18 protein-coding genes are annotated in these 22,153 nt (G+C 27.2%); all 18 read right to left on the minus strand.

The genetic code is table 11. The features are described from left to right. Positions 1-109: 109 nt before the first annotated feature. On the minus strand, positions 110-1,183 hold the full coding sequence (locus ACNSOS_RS01085; RefSeq protein ID WP_418185608.1) for a protein-glutamate methylesterase/protein-glutamine glutaminase: 1,074 nt from the start codon (positions 1,181-1,183) through the stop codon (positions 110-112). Between the two features lie 21 nt (positions 1,184-1,204). Then, positions 1,205-1,879, minus strand: a complete 675-nt coding sequence (locus ACNSOS_RS01090) for a chemotaxis protein CheD (RefSeq protein WP_113892587.1) — start codon at positions 1,877-1,879, stop codon at positions 1,205-1,207. Next, entirely contained in the window at positions 1,876-2,721 is an 846-nt protein-coding gene (locus ACNSOS_RS01095) for a CheR family methyltransferase (RefSeq protein WP_418185609.1), read from the minus strand. The genes ACNSOS_RS01090 and ACNSOS_RS01095 overlap by 4 nt, the downstream gene beginning before the upstream one ends. A gap of 8 nt (positions 2,722-2,729) precedes the next feature. Continuing rightward, positions 2,730-4,802: a chemotaxis protein CheA gene (locus ACNSOS_RS01100; protein ID WP_113908977.1), complete on the minus strand. Its 2,073-nt coding sequence runs from the start codon at positions 4,800-4,802 to the stop codon at positions 2,730-2,732. 16 nt (positions 4,803-4,818) lie between these two features. Beyond that, entirely contained in the window at positions 4,819-5,187 is a 369-nt protein-coding gene (locus ACNSOS_RS01105; RefSeq protein ID WP_113908976.1) for a response regulator, read from the minus strand. Positions 5,188-5,296: 109 nt separating this feature from the next. Beyond that, the gene (locus tag ACNSOS_RS01110) at positions 5,297-7,444 is read right to left on the minus strand and encodes a polyribonucleotide nucleotidyltransferase (protein WP_418185610.1); all 2,148 of its coding nucleotides are present in this window, start codon (positions 7,442-7,444) and stop codon (positions 5,297-5,299) included. Then, on the minus strand, positions 7,441-8,100 hold the full coding sequence (locus ACNSOS_RS01115; RefSeq protein ID WP_418185611.1) for an ABC transporter: 660 nt from the start codon (positions 8,098-8,100) through the stop codon (positions 7,441-7,443). The genes ACNSOS_RS01110 and ACNSOS_RS01115 overlap by 4 nt, the downstream gene beginning before the upstream one ends. After that, on the minus strand, positions 8,087-10,246 hold the full coding sequence (locus ACNSOS_RS01120) for an LPS-assembly protein LptD (RefSeq protein ID WP_418185612.1): 2,160 nt from the start codon (positions 10,244-10,246) through the stop codon (positions 8,087-8,089). Before ACNSOS_RS01120 ends, ACNSOS_RS01115 begins: the two co-directional genes overlap by 14 nt. Further along, positions 10,239-10,673 (minus strand): RDD family protein, encoded by a 435-nt coding sequence (locus ACNSOS_RS01125; protein WP_418185613.1) that lies wholly within the window; start codon positions 10,671-10,673, stop codon positions 10,239-10,241. Before ACNSOS_RS01125 ends, ACNSOS_RS01120 begins: the two co-directional genes overlap by 8 nt. A gap of 1 nt (position 10,674) precedes the next feature. After that, complete coding sequence (gene purD / locus ACNSOS_RS01130) at positions 10,675-11,946, minus strand: phosphoribosylamine--glycine ligase (RefSeq protein WP_418185614.1); 1,272 nt, start codon at positions 11,944-11,946, stop codon at positions 10,675-10,677. 232 nt (positions 11,947-12,178) lie between these two features. Beyond that, complete coding sequence (locus ACNSOS_RS01135) at positions 12,179-12,808, minus strand: uroporphyrinogen-III synthase (RefSeq protein WP_418185615.1); 630 nt, start codon at positions 12,806-12,808, stop codon at positions 12,179-12,181. A 3-nt stretch (positions 12,809-12,811) separates the two neighbouring features. Then, on the minus strand, positions 12,812-14,377 hold the full coding sequence (locus ACNSOS_RS01140) for a SulP family inorganic anion transporter (RefSeq protein ID WP_418185616.1): 1,566 nt from the start codon (positions 14,375-14,377) through the stop codon (positions 12,812-12,814). A 29-nt stretch (positions 14,378-14,406) separates the two neighbouring features. Next, the gene (der, locus tag ACNSOS_RS01145; RefSeq protein ID WP_113892566.1) at positions 14,407-15,861 is read right to left on the minus strand and encodes a ribosome biogenesis GTPase Der; all 1,455 of its coding nucleotides are present in this window, start codon (positions 15,859-15,861) and stop codon (positions 14,407-14,409) included. 82 nt (positions 15,862-15,943) lie between these two features. Continuing rightward, positions 15,944-16,486: a ribosome hibernation-promoting factor, HPF/YfiA family gene (hpf, locus tag ACNSOS_RS01150; RefSeq protein ID WP_418185617.1), complete on the minus strand. Its 543-nt coding sequence runs from the start codon at positions 16,484-16,486 to the stop codon at positions 15,944-15,946. An 820-nt stretch (positions 16,487-17,306) separates the two neighbouring features. Next, positions 17,307-19,817, minus strand: a complete 2,511-nt coding sequence (locus ACNSOS_RS01155; protein ID WP_418185618.1) for a DEAD/DEAH box helicase — start codon at positions 19,815-19,817, stop codon at positions 17,307-17,309. A gap of 10 nt (positions 19,818-19,827) precedes the next feature. After that, positions 19,828-20,766 carry a DUF1837 domain-containing protein gene (locus ACNSOS_RS01160; RefSeq protein WP_418185619.1) on the minus strand — a complete coding sequence of 313 codons (939 nt, stop codon included), beginning with the start codon at positions 20,764-20,766 and terminating at the stop codon, positions 19,828-19,830. Positions 20,767-20,770: 4 nt separating this feature from the next. After that, positions 20,771-21,589, minus strand: a complete 819-nt coding sequence (locus ACNSOS_RS01165; RefSeq protein WP_418185620.1) for a hypothetical protein — start codon at positions 21,587-21,589, stop codon at positions 20,771-20,773. Next, the gene (locus ACNSOS_RS01170; protein ID WP_418185621.1) at positions 21,586-22,113 is read right to left on the minus strand and encodes a hypothetical protein; all 528 of its coding nucleotides are present in this window, start codon (positions 22,111-22,113) and stop codon (positions 21,586-21,588) included. Before ACNSOS_RS01170 ends, ACNSOS_RS01165 begins: the two co-directional genes overlap by 4 nt. Positions 22,114-22,153: the final 40 nt, after the last annotated feature.

Raw genomic sequence — 22,153 nt, forward strand, 5'->3', positions numbered from 1 at the left:
TTGGTTTGAAAATTATACTTTTCAATACTAAACTAATACTTCCATGTAATCTTAATAGATTACATAGAATCAATTATAAAATGCCCAAAACTAATTAAGCTTAATACAATTATCTAATTTTACCATTTGAAAAAGAAATTATATAATCAGCAATTTCATCTAAATGAACGATATCTTTAACAGCTCCAGCTTGTATGGCTTTCATTGGCATTCCAAATACAACACAACTAGCTTCATTTTGGGCAATTGTATATGCTCCATTATCAAATAGCTCTTTCATAGCAATAGTTCCATCATCTCCCATTCCTGTCATCATAACAGCCATAGCCGATCCTCCTACACTATTATTTACAGAACGAAAAAGTACATCAACACTAGGTTTATGTTGGCTTACTTTTTTAGTATCCAATAATTTTGTTCTTAGTTCATTACCAATCTTTTCTATTGTTAAGTGCATATTTCCAGGAGCTAAATACCCATGCCCTCTTTCCAAAGTCATACCATCTTTAGCTTCACATACATTTACATTTGAATAGTCATTTAGTCTTTGTGCAAAAGAATTAGAAAATCCATAAGGAATATGTTGAGTTATAACAATTGGTGGTAAATTAGATGGTAATTTACTAAATACTCTTAATAAAGATTCTACTCCACCAGTTGAAGAACCAATAGCTATAACCTTTTGTCCACTAAAAGTTGCAGCACGAAGAGGAATAACTTCATCAGGATGGACTTTATAATCAACATTTTGAGTTTGTATATAACCTTTTTTTTGTGGTTTAGGCTTTTTTAGTGTATATTTTTTAAGTAGAAATGTTAGACTTAAAAGAGTATCTTTTATTCTATCATTAAAAGACTCCATAGACTCGCCCATCTCTGGTTTTGGAATAAATCCAACTGCACCATCATCAAAAATATCACTTCCTCTTACACTCTCTCCAGATATTACAACTGCTGGCATAGGATGAAGTCTATTTAGGTTTCTTAAGAACGTAACTCCATCCATCTTTGGCATATTTATGTCTATCGTTACTAAGTCAGGTTCATATTCTTTTATTTTTTCTCTTGCTTCATAAGCATCATTTGCTACATCTATAACTTCAAATTCATCAATAGAGTTTATCATATCCTTTAAAACTCTTCTCATTGAAGCTGAATCATCTATTATCAATACAGTATACATAAATTTATCCTATAAATATTATTAAAAAAGTTCAATTTCCATTGTTTGTTCAAATTTATTTTTGTCTTTACCAAAAAGTTCAACTCCACCAGTGTATTCTTTAATAACTGGAGCTTTAGTAATTTCAATTTGTAATGATTTTTCATTAGATAAAATTTTATTATCAGTTTCAGATTTTTGAGTAACTTTAATAAATGTTTCAAAATCATTTGCAAGTAGTATTAATCTACCATGCTCTCCTCTTGTGTGTTCAGAGATAACCCTAAATCCCTCTTTATGGCAGAACTCTTTTGCAAAGCTTACATTTCTTTGACCTATTGAACTACTAAGGTTTAAGTTCATAATATCAGCCCCACCAGATATTTTTGCAATAATATCTGATTTAGAGCATCCCATTTTATACATTTCATTTAACATAGCTTCAACAGAATATAACCCATATTTCATATCATTTGTATTATCATTCGTATCTGGTAATAGAAAATGGTTCATACTTTTTATTCTTTTTTTTCTATCATAAAACATTAAAGCAACACAAGATCCTAAAAGAGTTTTAAGTGCTACTTCGTCATCGTCTGATACAACTGCAAACTCTCCACCCAAAACAGTATGGGTACTATATCCTTTTGTTTTCTGTGTAATCTTTGTAGAAGAAATTTTTTCAATATTCCCATCTTTTCTACCTATAGTAATCATATTAAATCTTTCTCTTTTACAAAGATATTTTGTCCTACTCTTCTTACATAATGTATCAAATCTTGAGGATTTTCTGAATGTCCTAGATATAAAGTTCCACCTATTTTAAGATGTTTAAAAATCTTTTTTAGGATATTATTTTGGTCTTCAACAGAAAAATATATTAAAACATTCCTACAAAAAATAACATCAAATTGATTATTTGAGAATGGATAACTATCATCATTTAAATTCATTACATGGAAGGTTATCATTCTTTTTAATTCATCTTTTACTTTTATTAGTATTTCTTCACCTGTAAGATTTTTTTGCACTCTTTTTTTGAAATATTTTTGAGGTTTTATCCAAGAAGGAAATTCTTTTGATGACTTCGAATATCTATATATTCCATCTGCTGCATATTGTAAAACATTTGTATCTATGTCCGTTGCTGTTATTGATGCTTGAATATTATAGTGCAATTCCTCATTTGTTTCTAAAACTGTCATAGCAATAGAATAAGGTTCTTCTCCTGTTGATGAAGCAGAACACCAAATAGAAGCTTTTTGCCCTGCTTTAGATAATTCAGGTAAAACTCTATTTTTTAAATCTATAAAATGAAAATCTTCTCTAAAAAAATGAGTTTTATTTGTAGTGAAAGAGTTTATAAATTCTGTAACATTTTTACCCTGTTCAATTGATATGAGTAACTCCATAATATCACCATAATAGTTACAATTTCTTCTTAATTTATCTATTCTGTTTGAAATCATAATATCTTTATTCTCTGTAAGGGTAATACCTGTTAGAGAATAAAGAAGCTTTTTTATCTTATTATGAACATCTTCTATTGTATATGGCATTTGTATTCTTAAGATGCCTTTCTTACAGAATTCATATCTCTTTCTATTTTAATTTGAGCGTCAATAATTCCTACAACATCAAGAATTAATCCTATACTTCCATCTCCTCGTACTGTTGCTGCACCAATTCCTTGAACACTTCTAAAGTTTTTATCAAGAGGTTTTACAACCACTTGATGCTGATTTAAAAATTCATCGATAGATAATGCAACTTTAGTATTACCTGATTTTACAACAATCAGCATACCATCTTCAAGTTTTTCAAAGCTTTTTTGTAATCCAAATAACTGATGAAGTTTAACAACAGGAATAAATTCTTCTCTTAACATTAATAAATCTTGTGTTCCATCACCAATTTTTTTAATCATATCAGCTGTTGGTTGTAAAGATTCCACAATAGAACTAAGTGGTAAAATATATTTTTGTTCACCTACTCTAATATCAAGTCCATCTAAAATTGCAAGAGTTAATGGAAGCATAATTGTAATTACAGTACCTCTTCCTATTTCAGTATCTAATTTTATAATTCCGCCTAGTTTATGAATATTTGTTTTTACAACATCCATTCCTACACCACGACCAGAAATATCTGTAATTTGGTCTGCTGTTGAAACTCCAGCTCCAAATACCAAAAGTGCTTTTTCATTATGTGACATTGTACTATATTGATTTTCATCAATTTGCCCTTTTTCTAGTGCTTTTTGAGCTACTTTTTCACTATCAATACCTTTTCCATCATCTTCAATAGTAATAATCATCTGACCATTTGCTTGCTCAGCAGAAATACTAATAGTTCCTGTATCATTTTTACCAGATTTTATTCTATCTTCTGGCATTTCTATTCCATGGTCTAAAGAATTTCTAATAATATGCATTAATGGGTCTGTTAATCCCTCAATCATAGCTTTATCAATTTCAACGTTATCACCATAGTGTTTAAATTCCACTTTTTTATTAAGTTTTTTTGATATATCTCTTACAACTTTAGGAAATTTAGAGTAAATTGAATCCATAGGAACCATTCTAATACTCATAATACTATCTTGCATATCCCTAATATGTCTTTCAAGAAGTTCTAATCTTTCTAAAACTGGACCTCTAGTTTTTGTATCTTCTATTGTTGAGGAAAATTGAGTAAGCATAGCATTTGTTATAACTAAATCACCTACATTAGTCATTAGTAAATCGATTTTATCTAAATTTACTCTAATACTATTATTATTGTTTGATATAGATTTTTTAGACTCATCATCACTATTTTTTACTCTTCTTGATTGTGTGATTTGAGTCGTTGAATCATCATTTTCAGAAACAACTTTCTCCTCTTGAGCCCTATTTTCTTCAATATCATTCGATTTCATCACTGAATTAGGTGTCATTTTTGGCATATCATCAAAGAAACCAAAATTATCTTTACTTTCATCAATTTTGAATTTATCATCATCAATAGAATTAGATTTTATTTCTAAATCATCATCATAAAAACCAAAATTTTTATCATCTACATCATCATCAATAAAAATACCAAAAGGTTTATCTGTTCTATCTCTTTGAATATTTAATTCATCACTAAAAAATCCAAAGCTCTCTTTTTGAGAACTTAATTCTTCAGTTTTTGATTGAGATTGAACTATTTTTGCTTGTTTAGTTTCTAAAACAGGTTCAATTTTAACAACTTTAGCACCATTTGAATAAGCTCTAATTTCTTCTAATAAAGAACTAGTCATTTCAGTAAATTTTTCTCTGTTTATTTGTTCTGAAACTTCAAGATCCAAAATTTCTTTCATAACATCTAGCCCATCAATAAGAGTTTCTGCCATTTCTGGAATATACTCTATCTTATGACTTCTAAGTTTATCCATTAAATTTTCTACATCATGAGTAAACTCTGCGAAATATGATAACTCAACAGAAGCCCCACTACCCTTTAATGTATGAACATCTCGGAAAAGTTGTCCCATTTCATCATCTGTTAGCGTCCCGTTATTCTCAGCTTCTAATAACACATTATCTGCTGATTCGAAAAGCTCTGTAGCTTCCTCTAAAAACATTTCTCTATATTTAGAAATATCAAATGACATATCAAGTTCCCCCTATTTATCTACTTAATACTATATTTACAGCCTTTAATAACTGATCAGGTACAAAAGGTTTAACAATCCATCCTGTAGCACCAGCTATTTTACCTTTTGCTTTCATCTCATCACTTCGTTCTGTTGTAAGAACTAAAATTGGTATTTTTGAATAATGAGGAATTTTTCTAAGTTCCCCAATTAGAGTTAATCCATCCATATTTGGCATATTAACATCTGTAATTACTAGATCAAAATTCGTAGTTTTTGCTTTAGCTAGACCATCTACACCATCAACTGCTTCAACAACATCTGTATAACCACCTTCATTTAAAGCATAGTTTAACATATCTCTTAGCATAGTTGAGTCATCTACTATTAAAAGCTTAGCCATATAAACCCCTTAGATTCTTACAATTTAAAATTTTACTATCCTAACATAGAAATTATTAATTTAAAATTATATTTCTCTATGTACATCATAATATTCATATATTATTAACTTATTTCATTCCTAGTTCTATTCTATCTTTTTGAACTTTTAATACTTTAATTTCTATTTCTTGTCCAACTGATAAAACATCACTTGCTTTTTCAACTCTTTTATCAGATATTTTAGAGATGTGTAACAAACCTTCTCCACCTTTAGATAAAAGAATAAATGCTCCAAAATCAACAACTCTTTCAACTCTTCCTGATACGATTTCATCAATACTATATAACTTTTCAAAATCTATATTTTTAGATTGAGGTTTTGAAGAATTTGCATTATTTACAAGTTTTTTTATAAATTCACAAGCATCATTTATTTTTTGTTCATTATCTCCAGTAACTTTTACAATACCATTATCTCTATCTAAATCTATACTCACAGAATATTTCTCAATAATTTCTTTTATAGTTGCTCCACCTTTTCCAATAACTATCATCATCTTTGATGAATCTATTGGAAATTCTTCCACTTTTGGTAAAGCTTTACTTGAAATGATATCTTTTGATGCTTCTTCCATAATAGTTAAAATATGTTCTCTTCCTTCTTTTGCTTGAAGTAAAGCTTCTTCTAAAACTTTTAATTCAATTCCACCAAGTTTTATATCCATTTGCAATGCTGTAATACCATTTTTTGTTCCAGCAACTTTAAAATCCATATCTCCATCATGATCTTCTAATCCCATAATATCAGTTAATATTGCATATTTAGAATTTTCAACAACCATTCCCATAGCAACTCCAGCTACAAGATTTGAAACGGGAACTCTAGCCGCTTTAAGGGCCAATGAACCACCACAAACAGTTGCCATAGATGAAGAACCATTTGACTCTAATATTTCAGATACAATTCTTACAGTATCACTAAACTTTTTATCAATTGTAGACTCCAAAGCTTTTTTAGCTAAGTTTCCATGTCCTAATTCTCTCCTTCCTACACCAAATATTGGTTTTGCTTCTCCAACACTAAAACCTGGAAAGTTATAATGTACCATAAAGTTTTCCATTGAAGCTGATTTATCTGTTAAAACTTCATACATCTGACCATCTTTATGACCAGCAAGTGTACCAATAACAAGTGCTTGTGTTTCACCTCTTGTAAATAAACAAGAAGAGTGAGATGAAGGTAAAATATTTGTTTCAATAGATATTGGTCTTACATCTTTAAGCCCTCTTCCATCCGCTCTTACTCTATCATTTACAATCATAGCTCTTACAAGTTCTCTTTTTACTATACTTACAGCTTCATAAATTGTATTAAATTCTATCTCATTTGATATACAATATTCATTTTTTGAAATTATTTTTGCAACATCTTTTAATTGTGTTGCTCTTTCACTTTTTGCTAATTTTTTTATAGCTTCTTTTATATCATTTGAAAAATTTTCTCTTACATAAGATATCACTTTTTCATCAATAGTAAATTCTACAAGTTCAACAATAGCTTTTTCTTTACAAGCTTTTTCAAAACCATTTTCATAAGAAATATTTGAATTTTTTAAAGCATTTTGTGCAAAAGCTATAGCTTCAACTAGATTTTCTTCAACAATTTCATTTGTTTTGTGATTTTTTTCTTCTAGTGAAGATATACTTTTCATTTCTATCATTAAAAGTTCATCTTTTGAACCAGCAATATATAAATCTAAGGTTGAATTATTTAAATCATTTTGATTTGGATTTACCACAAGTTTACCATCTATTTTTCCAATTCGTACTCCACAAACAGATTTTTTTATAGGTAAATTTGAAGTATAGAGTGCTGCATTAGCTGCATTTAAAGCTACAGTTTGTAAATCAACATTTTTATCTGCACTCAATACCATTACAGTTATTGTTGTTGGATATACAAATCCTTTTGGAAAAAGTGGTCTTAAACTTCTATCTATAACTCTTGAAGTTAAAGTTTCAAAATCACTAGGTTTACCCTCTCTTTTTATAAAACCACCAGGTAATTTTGCTGATGCATAAGTTTTCTCAATGTATTGAACTGTTAATGGTGTAAAATCTTCACTTACTGGATTATCAAATTCGCAAGCAACTGTTGCTAGTATTACTGCATCCCCTACTTTTAATAAAGCAGAACCATTTGCTTGTTTGGCTACTTTATTAAATTCAAATATCTCATTTTTTCCATTTAATTCAAATTCGTATGCTATTGTCATTTTTTTCCTTCATTTTTAATTCTTTCAATATCTTCAAAAGTTAATTCCTCTAAATTTTCATAGTAGTAATCAGCTTCTATATAATGTTCAAGCTTTTTTATATAATACAAATCATCAGTGATTCTATCAACTGTAGAAATACTTGCTGTTGATAAAATAGGAGTTGCAACACTTAAAGATTTTACTTTTTGATTAATAATAGTTTTTATACAAGCCATTACTACCAATCCAACATTTATATCTTCATCTATAATTAAAACATTTTTACCAAGTAAATTTTGTAATTTTTCATTTTGTCTAAATCTATTTGCTAATATTTTAATACTGCTATCATATATATCTTTTGATTTCAAATAAATTGAATCTAAATTTATATCAAAAGCTTTTACCAACTCTTCGTGGATTAAAACCTCTTCAAGTTCGGTAACAACTGCTATTTCACACTCCTCATTATTTGGTGCAAATATTTTTTGACTAAACATAATATCAAAATCTGCATTTAAAGCCTCTGCTATAATTTTAGACATTTCATATCCACCATAAGAACAACCAATCACTATCCACTTTTCTAGCTTCATACTTTCAACTGGTAGAACATCAAGTAATTGTAAAGCAGCTTCTTTTCTATTTTTAAAAAAAATCTTATCTTGGTTCATTATCACTTACTTTATATTTTTGTCTTATTCCTCCAATTGGTTTTAACATTAAAACAGCATAAACTATAGTTTGTTCATGACTATCATATCGAGTTCCACCACTTCTATAGCTACTTCTTGGAGTAATTTCTTTTTCTAACCTTAAGTCTAAATTCCAGCAATCATCATCAATATTTAATCTTACTCCTTGTTTATTTCTTAGCTTTTCTTCTAAGTTATAGTTTTCATAATATCCAACAGAGTAATCTTTTGCTATTTTATATGAAGTATTTAGCCTATATGATTCTAAGTCATCTCTATCGTTAAAATCATTATTTGTTTTTTTTGTTTTATAATATCCAGCACTTAAAGTAAAATTTTCATAAGTAAAACTATTGTCTACACTACTTTCAACAATCTCATTGTCATCCATATTGTAAATAACTTTTCCAGATATAGAACCAAAATCATGATTTATTTTTACATAATTTTCATAATCTTGAAATTTTGGTTCATCTAAGCTATCATAAATAATAGATTGACTCATTTTGTGATTTATAAACTGTTGTAAACTCTCTTTATCATAAATTGATTGATTTAGAGTCAAATTGATAGTTTTATTATCTTGAATTGTTGGAAATGCTGATAATTCACGATATTTTGAAGATTGGTCTTTATCTACTGTTATTCCGTACAAATCACCATCTTTTCTTAAATTTTTTGGTATATCATAACTTGCACCTAAATTTACAGTATGAATATAGTTTTTATATGGCTTTATTAAATCACTTCCCATTTTAAAGGATGTTATATTTTGTATTAAAGTACCATTATCATAATCTAAATTTTTATAAATAGAATTGCTATAGTTAAATTGATTCATGGTAGTTTTATTCTCAACTCCTACATATAAATAGTCATCTAAAATATTTTGACTATAACTAAGTGGTACACTAAGTTCATATATTTGTGCTGTTAAACCTTTTTCTCTTGTAAAGTTTTGATATTTTGCATCAATTGAATAAATCAAATTTTCTAAAAAAAGTTCTTTATTATATGAATGAAGATGGAATTGTGGAATCTCTTGTAGAGTTTGACTATTTGATTTTTGTGAAGCATCTATATAATATTTAGCATATGCTCCAGCATAATATTCAGGAGTATTATAAAAATAGTTAAACTTTGACTCTACCTTTTTATCTGTTCCTACATCATCAGTGCCAGTTTCTGATAAAGTTCTATATTCAATATCATTTAATAATTTAATTGATGTAAAAACTCCATCTTGATGATTTCTACTGTTAGAAAATATATTTCTTCTTTCATAATCTATATCTAAACCAAAATGTTCGCTATTTTCAAGCTTTTCTTTTTCTCTATAATTATTTTTTTCTTTAAAGTACCCAGTTTTAATTTTAAGCATAGAATTAGGTGAATCAGCATATCTAAAATTTACATAACTTCCATATCCTCTTAAAGCTCTAATTTGAGGGATTAATTCTATATCATAATTATCAGCAGGTGCTATAAATATAGGTTGAGAATATAAAAAGCCTTCATTACTTGAATAACCTAAAGTTGGAAGTAATAATCCAGTTCTTCTAGTTGTATCTGTTGGAAACCCAAAATATGGAAGATAAAAAACTGGTATATCTTTTACATAAAGTCTTGCATTATAAGCATTTATCCACATATCTTCCGTATCATAATCAGCACTTGATGTTCTAATACTCCAAATTGGATCAACACAATCGCAAGATGATATAATTGAACCATCGAGGTTTATTATCTCTTTATTTTTATTTGCTTCTTTTGCATTTGTCCATATATTAGAAGGAGAATCAAATAAAAAAACAGGGTCTTGATTTATAATTTCATTATTCAAATCTACATAAGCATAATTACTTTGTGTTTGAACTCTATTGTCTTTTATAATTAAAACATTATCAAAAAGTTCTAAAATCTCTTTTTCTTTATTATAAACAAGTTTATCTGCACTTAAATAATATGTAGGAGAATATGCTACAACATCACCTATTGCTGTAATAATATTTTCTTTTGTATCAACATTTTTTGCAACTAATTGTAATTTTTCACTTTTTAATTCTTCTGCTTGTACTTCGAATAAAACTGAAGCAATAAGTAAAGATGCAACTACTTTACGCATTCACTACCAACGTTTTACCAGTAAAATCATGGAAAGTTTTTCTACCATCATTAAAAAATCCAATTATAAATCCAATATAGTAAAATAATTCAGAGATAACTCTTCCTACAGCTCTTAAAAAAGATTGGAATATTGTAACTCTATCCCAATGGTTTGTATCTATTACTCTGATTTTTACAATTTTCTTACCAATAGTTGCTCCATAATACCAAACAAAAAAAGTGTGATATATAACTTTTAATATCATTAATGGAATTAAAATAGTCTGCATAAGAGAAATCATAGCATCACTATCATCACTTATTGATACGACACTATCCCAGTAAATAAACATCATTAATACACTAACAATCACATCATCTATTACAAAAGCAAATGCTCTTGACCGCATAGAAGCTAATTGTAAATTTCCATTATTTTCTTGCATATTAATTCTTTAAAGCTTGATATGCAATATCAGTTCTAAATTTTTTACCATCAAAATGAACTTCTGAAGATAACATATAAGCTCTATCTCTTGCTTCTTTAATACTTTTTCCTATTCCAACACAAACTAAAACTCTTCCACCTGTTGCTAAAAGTTTACCTTCTTTTTCTTCAACTCCTGCAAAAGAGATATGAGAATTATCCAATAAATCTTTATCTACTATATTATCAATAGTAATAATAGCTGGAGCAGATGAACTATATGGATAATTCTCACTTGCCATTACAACTCCAACGCAATATTCATTTTTTATTTTAATATCTAATTTATCAAGTTGTTTTGTAGCACCATAATAAAATAGTTCAGAAGCTTTTGATTCTAAAAGTGGCATCAAAATTTCACACTCCGGATCTCCAAATCTTACATTATACTCTAATACTATTGGTTCATTATTTACAACCATAATACCTATAAACAAAACACCTTCATAAGGTGCATTTTCTTGTTGCATACCTTTTAATGTTGGTTTTATAACTCTTTCTTCAATTTTTTTGTAAATTTCATCATTTACTAAAGGAGTTGGCGCATAAGCACCCATACCACCAGTATTTGGTCCAGTATCACCATCTCCTACTCTTTTGTGATCTTGAGCTGCTGGTAAAACTTTATAATTTTCTCCATCACAAATAGCAAAAACTGATAATTCATAACCATCTAAAAATTCTTCAACTATAACAGTTGTACCTGCTTCTCCAAAAGAAGTTCCACTTAGCATATCAGTTACAGTTTGTTTTGCTTCATCTTTACTTTGAGCTATAATTACACCCTTTCCAGCACAAAGTCCATCAGCTTTTACAACAATAGGAGTAGAACTCATACTATCTATAAAACTATGTGCTTCATTCTGATTAGATGTTTCTATAAATGCTGCTGTTGGTATATTGTATTTTTTTAAAATATTTTTCATATATGCTTTTGAACCTTCTAATTTTGCAGCTTCTTTTGTAGGTCCAAAAATCACAAGTTCATTTTTTCTAAATATATCAACAACACCATCTACTAAAGGAGCTTCAGGTCCAACTATAGTCAAATCAATACTATTTTCCTTTGCAAAAATTGCTAACTTATCATAATCACTTATATTAATATTTGTTCCTAGATTTGAAGTTGCACCATTTCCAGGCATAAAAAATAGTTTATGAGATTGCTCTTTTTTTAAAGCTAAACCTATAGAGTACTCTCTTCCTCCACTTCCAAGTATTAATATATTCACGATTTTTCCTTTTAAAAATTATAAAATCCAAGTAGCCGTTAATCATAAAATGGCCCTAAAAGCCAGTTGTAATACAAAGAGCGTATTTTAGGAGCAAAAACACAATGAATTGCTACACACTATACGACTACAATTCGTATAAAAATTATATTATCGGACCCGCAAGTAATGAAAATCCCGTACCACTTAGAGTTCAAGATTTTATCTAAAAAAGTTTAAAACTGTGTTTAAGCTATTTTTTTAAAGCTATTTTTACACACTCTTCTACACTTGTAATATCACTTATTTGTAAATTTATATTTTTTGGAAGAAAATTAGCTGTTGTTTTTCCTATTGCTATTGCTTTAAAACTATTATCCCAACTATATTTTTTAAAAAAACACTCTATGCTAGAAGGAGAAGTGAAAATTATTGTTGAATTTTTTTCTAAAATTACTAGTTTATCGTTATTACAAGTTGTTTTATATGATATAACTTCATCCAAATCTATATTATTTTTCTTTAAAATATTTGGCAAATCAGATACCGTTTTTAAAGCTTTTATATATAAAACTTTTTTCTCTTTTAAATGTGGAATTAATTCATAAGCAAAATCATTTCCATGTCCACTTTCACCTATAAAAGCTATATTCGCTCCCAAGTTTTTAGCAATATTTGCAGTTTTTTGTGCAATTAGATAAGATGGAATGTTTTTCCAATCTTTATTGTTTTTATCAAGTGAATAAATTGCATTTTTCGAAGTAAAAACCAAGGCATCATATTTTTTTAAATCTATATCAAAATTTATAAATTCTATATCAAAAACTTCTAAATTCTCTACATTTTCAAATTTTTGTTCATTTAATAAATATATTTTACTCATATTTTAATTTATCTTTTTTATATAATCTGTAGCATCATCAATACTTCTGCAAATCTTAATATTTTTAAATATATCTGATTTATCAATATTTAAAACTCGTTTTTTATGTCTATATTTTAAAACTAAAATTAACTCCACTTTTTTATCTTTAAATGTTTGAATAATTTCTTCAAGTTTGAAAATAGCCGAAATATCAAGAATATGAATATTTTTACAATCAAGAATAACTTTTGAGTGATTTTTTAATTTATCTAAAGTATTATCCAAATTATATGCTGTACCAAAAAACAGTGAACCTTTAACTTTAACTATATTTATATCAAAATGTTTATCATCATCTTCAACAGAAATCTTATAAGTTTTAGTTTTCATTTGAGTGCTTTTTGACATTTGATAAACTGCTAAAACAGATGATATTGTAATCCCTACTCCAACAGCCATTATTAAATCTACAAATACAGTTAAAAAAAACACTGTGAACATAATAAGTAAATCTTGTTTTGATATTTTCGTTATAACTTTTAAAAATCTATAATCAAGTATATCTATACCAACTTTAAACAAAATACCTGCAAGTAAAGCTAATGGTATCTTTGATGCCAAAGGTGCTAATATTAGAACTATAAGCAAAAGTGTAACTGCATGAACCATTCCAGATAAATTTGTAGTTCCACCATTATTCATATTTACAACTGTTCTCATCGTTGCACTACTTCCTGGAATAGCCCCAAATAAAGAACAAAGAGAGTTACCTACCCCTTGACCTATTAACTCTTTTTTTGAGTTATGTTTTATTCTCATCCTTGAATCAACTAAAACAGAAGTGAGTTGTGTATCAATAGAACCTAGAACAGCCAAAGTTATTGCAAAAGTTAATATTTCACTAAGTCTATAAATATCAAATGAAAAAGGTAGATTAAAAGAGGGAAAACTTTGAGGAATTTCTCCAATTGTTAAAACTTCAAAATTAAATATTATAGATATTGTTGTTACTATAAATAGTGCTATTAAAGGAGCTGGAATTAACTTTGATATTTTTTTAGGAGTAAAAAAAACTATGGATATTGTCATAAGACCTATTATGAGAGCTTCATAATTTATATTTTTCAAGGTATCAAAAAGATTAGTTAATATATATATAATTGAACTACTAGATTGAGCCCCTAAAAATGGGTTTATTTGTAAAATTATAATAATAACACCAATTCCACACATAAAACCAGAAATAATTGGATAAGGTATATATTTTACCCATTTCCCTAAATCAATTATTCCAAAAAATATTTGAATAAGTCCAGCACAAAGAACAACCATCATCACAGAAGAAAAATCATTTGGAAAAGATAAAACAACAGCAGCAAAAACAACTGTCATAGGACCAGTAGGACCAGATACTTGAACTGGAACTCCACCTAAAAGTGCTGCAAAGAATCCTAAAATTATAGCACCCCAAAGTCCAGCACTAGCCCCTGCTCCACTTACAACTCCAAAAGCTAAAGCTAGTGGTAGAGCAACAACAGCAACTGTAATTCCTGCTAAAATATCATTTTTTATTCTAACTTTATCCAAAATTATTTTCTCCCTATCTTAAAATAAAACTACCTTTCTAAATACTCTTCATCACCCATTTTATCATTTTTCCCACGAGCTATTATATGAATTGGAGTTCCTTCAAAATTGAACTGCTCTCTTAAAAAATTAACTAAATATCTTTTATATGAATAGTGTAGAAGCTGTGGTTTATTCATAACTAATGCAACTCTTGGTGGACGAGAACTAAATTGTGTAGAATAATATATTCTTAAATATGCCCCATTTGGACTTGGAAGAGAGTGTCTAATAACAGCTTCTTCTATAACTTTATTTAGTTGAGAAGTTGGTATTCTTTGAGTATAGTTTTCAAAAATTTCTATAATTTTATCTTTTAATCTTTCTATACTTCTTCCTGTTTTTGCAGATACTGCAATAATTGGTGCATAAGATAAAAATCTAAATCTTCTTCTTATCTCTTCTTCAATTTTTTGGAATGTATCCATATTCTCATCCCATTTGTTTAAAACTATAATTGTTCCTAAACCATATTCATCAACAAGTCCAGCTATTTTTTCATCTAAATCTGTAAGTTCTCTTGAAGCATCAAGTACAACTAAAGCAACATTTGCACGTTCAAGCATCTCTTTTGTTCTCATTAATGCAAATTTTTCTATTCCTTCAATACTACCTCTTCTTCTTAAACCTGCTGTATCAACAAAAGTAATTTTTTTATCTTTATATTCATACATTTCATCAACTGGGTCAATAGTTGTTCCTGCCACATCTGAAACAACTGAACGCTCTTCTCCTAATAAAGCATTTAAAATAGAAGATTTTCCAACATTTACTCTACCTATAATAGCAACATTTACTAAACTATCATCTACTATTTTTTCATCTTCAATATTTTCTAAAGTTTCAGTTGAAAAATCATCTTCATCATCTATATATCCAAACTCATCTTCAAGCTCTTTTCTTCTTTGTTCTTCTTGAAGTTTTGCTACTGTTTCAGGATTTTCTGGTAAATGATTATAAACCCATTCTATAAGTGATTTTGTACCACGATTGTGTGAAACAGATATTCCAAAAAGATTTTGTTCGTCTATTCCAAACTCAAAAAACTCCCATAACCTTTCTAGCTCTTTATCATTATCTATTTTATTAACAACCAAAGCTAGTTCTTTCCCCAATCTTTGAAGTTCATAAAATAACTCTTTATCTTTATCATCTGGAATGTTTTTTCCATCTACTAGAAATAGTACAATATCTGCATCTTTTGCAGTTGATATAGCTTTTCTTTTTACATTTGAGAATATTGCATCATTTGTTTCATCAATACCACCAGTATCAAGTAACAAAGCACTTCTATCAAGAATCTCTATCTCATTTTTTCTAACATCTCTTGTTGTTCCAGCAATATCTGAAACAATAGCAATCCTTTTATTTGAAAGTCTATTAAAAAGTGATGATTTTCCAACATTTGGTTGCCCAATTAATGCTATTTTTTTTAGTGTATTCATAAATATTTAAATCCTATTTTTTATAAATCAAAAAAGGTATTAGCAAAATTGCTAATACCTTTTATATTTTTTAAACTACATCTTAATATAGTCCAAATTTACCTTCAACTGTAGCTTTATACAATACTCTCATATTATCATCCTTATCGTAAAAAACTTTGAATTGTGCAGTTGAATTTTTAAGTTCTTCAAGTGCTTCTTCAATATCTATTGGTTTATAAGAAGTAAGTCTTTGTGGTATTATTTCATCTTCAAATTTTTCAAGTTCTTTTGCAATTTTATCTTCAATCTCATTTACTTCAACTTCACTAAGTTTTGTTGCTTTGTGAGAAGCTATTTTATCATGATGTCTTCTTAAAACTTTTGATACTCTATCAACAGCAATATCGATTGCTGCATATAAATCTTTATCTTTTTGTTTTACAACAACAGTATCTATATTTGCAATATTTAAAGTAAACTCAAATGTAAACGCTTTTTTACCTTGTTTTTCATCTGCAGAAATAGTAGAAGTAACAGAAATAATATCTAAATTATATTTTTTAAATACTTCAACTGAACTATTTACATAATCTTTTATAGCATCTGTTAAATTTATGTGTCGCCCTACAATACTTGTATTCATAACATACTCCTTTTAAATGATTTATTTATTCTAGCATAAAAAAGGTAAAATAGCCATAATTTGTATTAGTCAAATACATATGGCACCGAGGGTTATTTTGAATTAGATATTGTACAGGAGTTTTAATTTTAAGTGAATGATGTGTAATTTTTGTATTATAATCAATTAGCAATTTTTTCATTATATAAATCTATGTAAATCTTCATTATAATATACAAATTGTTCTTGTGTATGATAAATTTCATGATGAATTAATTCTGTTTTTAAAGTATGAAAAAAACTCTCTGCTACTGCATTCTCACAGATAGTGCAAGCACAAGAAAATATCTCTTTCTTGTTTGAGTATTTTATTCTCTGCTCGTAGTTGTAAGTAATTCTTGTTGTGATAATTTAGATTCATTTTTAGTTTCATCAATAGGAGTTGTTATATATCTTTTGCAATTTGCATTGCTTACTTTTTACTATTCAAAATCAATTGAACAGTTCAATTTCTAAACTCTTTTGTATATTTACTATTTCTATTTTTTTCTACCTCTTTCATACTTATTATTTTAACTTAGAAGTTTTTAAATCCTAAGTATGTTTTAGTGTAGCCAGATCACTGTTTTGTAGTAGCTATCATCTAATCACAGTTTTTTGAATAAGGAACTTCTTTTCCATTAGGAAAAATCTGACAAGCAAAATCTCCAACTATATTTCCTGTTTCAAATATAGCTTGGGCTTGGTGTTAATACCCTTGGCTTATTTTTTAAGCCAAAGTGCTTTGGGCATTGTATGCCTTTTGTGTAAAGGGATTTAGATAGGTTCATTTTTATATTCCTTATGATAAAAATGTTTTTATTTCTTGTTTACATATTTCAGGAATATCAAGATGATTAACATTAATATTTTGTAAAGCTTTAATGCAATTACTAGCAGTGGGATTTTCACAAGTAAAATATTTTGATTTTTTAAGTTTAATACTTGTTAATCTAGATAATCCAATTGAAATCAAATTTATTACTATTGGATCAGCAGAGCCACATTCTAAATATAAAGGCAAGTTTGGAATTTTTTGATATACATCTTCTGTTAAATTCTTTTCTTCTATAATTACCTTTAAAATATCAATATAAGCACTTGTATATAAAACATATTTAAATCTTATATGGCTTTCAATTATATCAAGTGTTTCTCTAATACTTGTATTGATTGTTCTTGTAGGATTTGATTTTAAATAAAAAGAATGATTATCTTCAATTATTTCACTTAATGTATTATCATGTATCCAAGAAGAAGCATATTTAGAATAAAGTCTATGTTGTTCATTATTTCTATTTAAAAAAATATTATCTATTTTTTTAAATATTTTTAATAATCGTTCAAAAGTTCCATCCTCATAAGGTAATTCTTTCTTTTTTTGAAACACATTTTTTGGAATCCATTGCTTTATATCATCTTCATTTCTAAAATATAAATATAAATCATTTAAACTTTTAGGATGGATAGAATAGTGTTTTTGAATAATATTTATAGGTATATCCAAAGTATAATTACTACATTCTTGAATAACTTCTTGTAAATCCACTTTATTTAATATTTTTGCATCTTCTTGTAAATTTGATTCACCTAATAAGAAATCTGCATAAAACTTACCAAAAACAGGTAAAAAATCATAATTCTTACTATTTTTATAGTCTTTTGCTAAATCTAAAATTAAATCTGATTTTTCATTCAGCATTTTAATATAATAAGATTCTATCGTTTGAAGTTTTTCTCCTTCATAACTTTTATTTTTCCAATCACTTGGATCAATACACCATATATTTCCTTGAAACTCATATTTCAACCTACCAGCCCTACCTATTAAGTTCAAAAAATCTCTTCGTTCCATAGGTTGTCTAGAGCCTTTATAAGGATTAAATAGAATAATATTTTTTGTAGGTAAATTAACCCCTTGGAGTAATGTACTAGTGGAGAAGATAAACTTTAGCTTCTTATCAGATGCAAGCTTTTCAATACTTGTTCTTACAGTAGAAGGAACTTTTCCATAGTGATAAGCAACACCTTTTTTTAAACATTTTATCAATGAATACTCTTCATGAATATCTTCTTCTATAAATTTTATTAAAGAAAGAATATCGTCATCATTAGTTTCACTATCAATTGATTCTGCAATTTTTAGAGCAAGTTTTTCAGTATCAGAAGGATTATTACAATATATTAAAGTTAATTCATCTTCCTTTGTAATTTCATTAGCCAAAGTAATCATTCTATCAGTTTCTCTAAATTTACCATCAAAATTTATTTTTCCAAGTTTTAAATACTCATTATTATGAAGTAATTCAATTTTTGCTTGATGTACTTTTTTTGTAATAGATGAAAGAAATATAATATTTTGTCCTACAGGAGAAATATTCTCTGTGAAATGTTTATCTTCATAATTTAGATTTAAAAGTTCATTAAAATATTTAGGATTATTTATTAAAGGACTTGCAAAAAATAGATTTATGTCTGGAAATTTTTTTATAGCTAATTCCAATGTATTTTGAAGAACAACTCCTCTATTACTTTGTATTTCTTGTGCTTCATCAATAAATAATGTATTTATTACGATATCTGTTTCATTTATTAATGTATTTAACCTTTCTTGAGTTAGAATATAAACAATTCCATTATTTATATTATCTTCTTCAACTAAAGGAACTGTTCTTATACTTATCTCATTTGTAAGACTATATTCTTTCAATCCATTTAAAACTTTTTCGCTTAACTCTTTTATTAATGCTCTAGTTGGAACTACTAAAACTATTTTCTCTTTTTTATTTTTCAGAAACCTTTTAATAATTGATAATGTAAAAATAAAAGACTTTCCAGCTGATGTAGGAGCAGAAACACTAAAAAATTTTTCATTTGTTAAAACGTCAAAAAATTGTTTTTGAAAATCTGTTAATAATGTTCTTTTATCTGACAATGAAATACTATTCTCAATTTCTCTAGTCATAGTCTCTATTTTTAGAATTGGTGTTTGATGTAATTGGCTTTCATCAAACCCAAAATCTTTAAGTAATTCTCTATTTGGAAAATTACCTAATCTAGATAAAACGGAATAAGTAATTGAATATAAAAAAGGGTACTTTTCACTAAAATTTTTAAATAATTTTGTAATTATTTCATAAGCTAAAGATTGTTCTTCTGAATCATCACTTAATGATTTTATTGATGCTACTTTACAAAGAAGCTCTATTTCTTCCTTAGATATTTCATAAGTTTGTATTAACTCTAATCCATGATGTAGATTTTGACTAATATCAAAAACTACTAATTTATTTATTAACTCTTTCTCATTCATAATTTATATCCTAAAGTTTTGCATTAAAAGTATTTCGAAGTTCTTGAACACTTTTAAAAGGTAAAAAAAACACATCAAATGCAAATTCTTTTCTTGAAAACCTATCAAATCTTGTTTGAATCAATTTTGTTAACCTTTCCGTTTCTGTTTGATATATAGAAGTAAAATTATCAATAAAATCTTGTTTTTCATTAACATCTGATAATTTCTGATATTCTCCCCAATCATAACCAATCAAACAAGCATGTCTTATTTTTACTTCATCATCACTTATTTGATTAGTTATATAATTATATATTTGATCTTGTTTTTCTTGCTTTAAATGTTTATAATGGGTTGTCACTAAATTATATTCTCTTTTATACATAGCGTCCTCATGAAATTTTTCTATACTTTCAAAAGCACTATCAAGTGCTCCATATATATCATTATAAAATTTTGCTTCACCAAAATATAAATTCAAGATATTATTATCATCAATTTTCACATGAATACCATCAGAACCAAAAACTTCTAATTGAGTATTGGTTTTCAAATCCATTTTTGCCACTATTTGCGGTGCTTTTAAAACAACCTCTGTTAACAGCCATAAAATCATTTCTCCAACTTCGCCAGCCTTAGGCTGATTGTCTGGTGTAATATCTTCTTCTTTCCATTTTCTAAATAATTCTCTCGCTTCATCTTTTAAACTACTTATGAACTGTTCTTTTTCTATTTCATCCATTCCAGCAGAAGACCTTTTTCGAGAGGAAAAGCAATAATGAGTGAAATATGAAAATAAAATTTCTACTAACTTATCAAGTTTAGGAGTACCATTTGGATTAAATTTTAAATATTTAAAATGTAAATCTACATCAACACCATTAATAACATTAGAGTGTTCAACTCTATCAAACACCTTGTCATAATATACTTTTGATGCAATTAAATAATTATCTAGTTCATTCATTATATTAACCAATTTCAATTATAGAATTAGCAACTCTTTTTTCATCACCAATCATTGTCGTATAGTATCGTTGTTCAATTCCAAATAAAACTTGTTTTAAATCTTCTTCTGAATTAACAACAAATCTATCTCCATCTCTAGTTAGATTTATGCAATAAGATTCAGTATAATCACAAATTGTAATTATTTCTTCGTTATTAAAATTATCTAGAGTATCTAAAGCTAATGCTATTCTTCTTCTATTTGCAACTTTTACATTTCTACTAGTAAATTCATTGCCTAAAGAAATAAAATCTCTAGATAAAAAACTATCTACTTCTTCTTGGGTAGCTTCTCTGTATAGTTCTTCTATACCTCTAAACATTTGTTTGATTTTTCCTATATCTTTAAAATATAATATATCTTCTTGTTTGTCATAAATAGCATCTATAATATCACTAATTACAATAATAGGCTTATCTCTATACAAAGTAGGCGAATCTGAAATATTAATCCATTTTTTAGTAAATAATTGATTTGAAGACATTTTTTGAAATAAAAATAAGTTATCTTGTTTACAACATAAGTATTTTATATCACTATATTGAGTTGACATTATTTGATTGTGATCTGTAATAGAAAAAGTATTTTCTATTAATCCATTAGTATATGAACATTCTGAAAAATCATCTATTTTAAACCATTCACCATTATCTAAAAGAGTATTAGGTGAATAATCAACTGTATTATCTAGATTTGGAATTTCTAATATTACTTGTCTAGATGCTATTACTTTAAGAAAACTATTGCTTCTGCCTTTAACTTTTGCCAATAAATAATTCATGTTATATCCTTTTCTACATCAATAAATGTATAATTTGTAATTCGTTTTAACTCTAAGAATTTTGTACAATCTGTCTTTTTTAATTCTTTCTTAGTTATCAATAATATTTTTACATTATTTTTATTTGTTACATAAAAGAAATTAAAACCAAAAAGAAAAAAGATAGGATTAAAGTATGAAATTCTAGAATAATAGATAAGTACCGCAATTAAACCAAATACTAAGAAAAAAACTTCTATATCGGGGATGCTTAAAGCAACAAAAAAATATCCTAAATAAACTGGTAAAAAGGCATCGTTTGCAGGTTCAATATTTGATAAAGTGTTTTCTTCTATCTCATCATCAGATAAAGACTTTATTAGTAATAAACTAATAATTGATAAAATAATGATGATTATAAAATATATTAAATATGAACAAAAATTCAATAACTCAGAAAAATTATTTATAATAAAATCATTTAAAAATCCATTTTCAAATAACTTATTAATTCCTTTGTAATAATGAATATCTATCCATGCCATCGTCATTTCTTTGTTTATTGCAAAAATTAAAAAAGACAAA

Origin of the sequence: Aliarcobacter vitoriensis (assembly GCF_048320235.1) — a bacterium.
In the GTDB taxonomy this organism is placed as follows: Bacteria; Campylobacterota; Campylobacteria; order Campylobacterales; family Arcobacteraceae; genus Aliarcobacter; species Aliarcobacter vitoriensis.

Coding starts and splice junctions, on each gene's coding strand:
- ACNSOS_RS01085 (WP_418185608.1), bottom strand. CDS start 1,183: ATGTATACTGTATTGATAATAGATGATTCAGCTTCAATGAGAAGAGTT.
- ACNSOS_RS01090 (WP_113892587.1), bottom strand. CDS start 1,879: ATGATTACTATAGGTAGAAAAGATGGGAATATTGAAAAAATTTCTTCT.
- ACNSOS_RS01095 (WP_418185609.1), bottom strand. CDS start 2,721: ATGCCATATACAATAGAAGATGTTCATAATAAGATAAAAAAGCTTCTT.
- ACNSOS_RS01100 (WP_113908977.1), bottom strand. CDS start 4,802: ATGTCATTTGATATTTCTAAATATAGAGAAATGTTTTTAGAGGAAGCT.
- ACNSOS_RS01105 (WP_113908976.1), bottom strand. CDS start 5,187: ATGGCTAAGCTTTTAATAGTAGATGACTCAACTATGCTAAGAGATATG.
- ACNSOS_RS01110 (WP_418185610.1), bottom strand. CDS start 7,444: ATGACAATAGCATACGAATTTGAATTAAATGGAAAAAATGAGATATTT.
- ACNSOS_RS01115 (WP_418185611.1), bottom strand. CDS start 8,100: ATGAACCAAGATAAGATTTTTTTTAAAAATAGAAAAGAAGCTGCTTTA.
- ACNSOS_RS01120 (WP_418185612.1), bottom strand. CDS start 10,246: ATGCGTAAAGTAGTTGCATCTTTACTTATTGCTTCAGTTTTATTCGAA.
- ACNSOS_RS01125 (WP_418185613.1), bottom strand. CDS start 10,673: ATGCAAGAAAATAATGGAAATTTACAATTAGCTTCTATGCGGTCAAGA.
- ACNSOS_RS01135 (WP_418185615.1), bottom strand. CDS start 12,808: ATGAGTAAAATATATTTATTAAATGAACAAAAATTTGAAAATGTAGAG.
- der (WP_113892566.1), bottom strand. CDS start 15,861: ATGAATACACTAAAAAAAATAGCATTAATTGGGCAACCAAATGTTGGA.
- hpf (WP_418185617.1), bottom strand. CDS start 16,486: ATGAATACAAGTATTGTAGGGCGACACATAAATTTAACAGATGCTATA.
- ACNSOS_RS01155 (WP_418185618.1), bottom strand. CDS start 19,817: ATGAATGAGAAAGAGTTAATAAATAAATTAGTAGTTTTTGATATTAGT.
- ACNSOS_RS01160 (WP_418185619.1), bottom strand. CDS start 20,766: ATGAATGAACTAGATAATTATTTAATTGCATCAAAAGTATATTATGAC.
- ACNSOS_RS01165 (WP_418185620.1), bottom strand. CDS start 21,589: ATGAATTATTTATTGGCAAAAGTTAAAGGCAGAAGCAATAGTTTTCTT.
- ACNSOS_RS01170 (WP_418185621.1), bottom strand. CDS start 22,113: ATGGCATGGATAGATATTCATTATTACAAAGGAATTAATAAGTTATTT.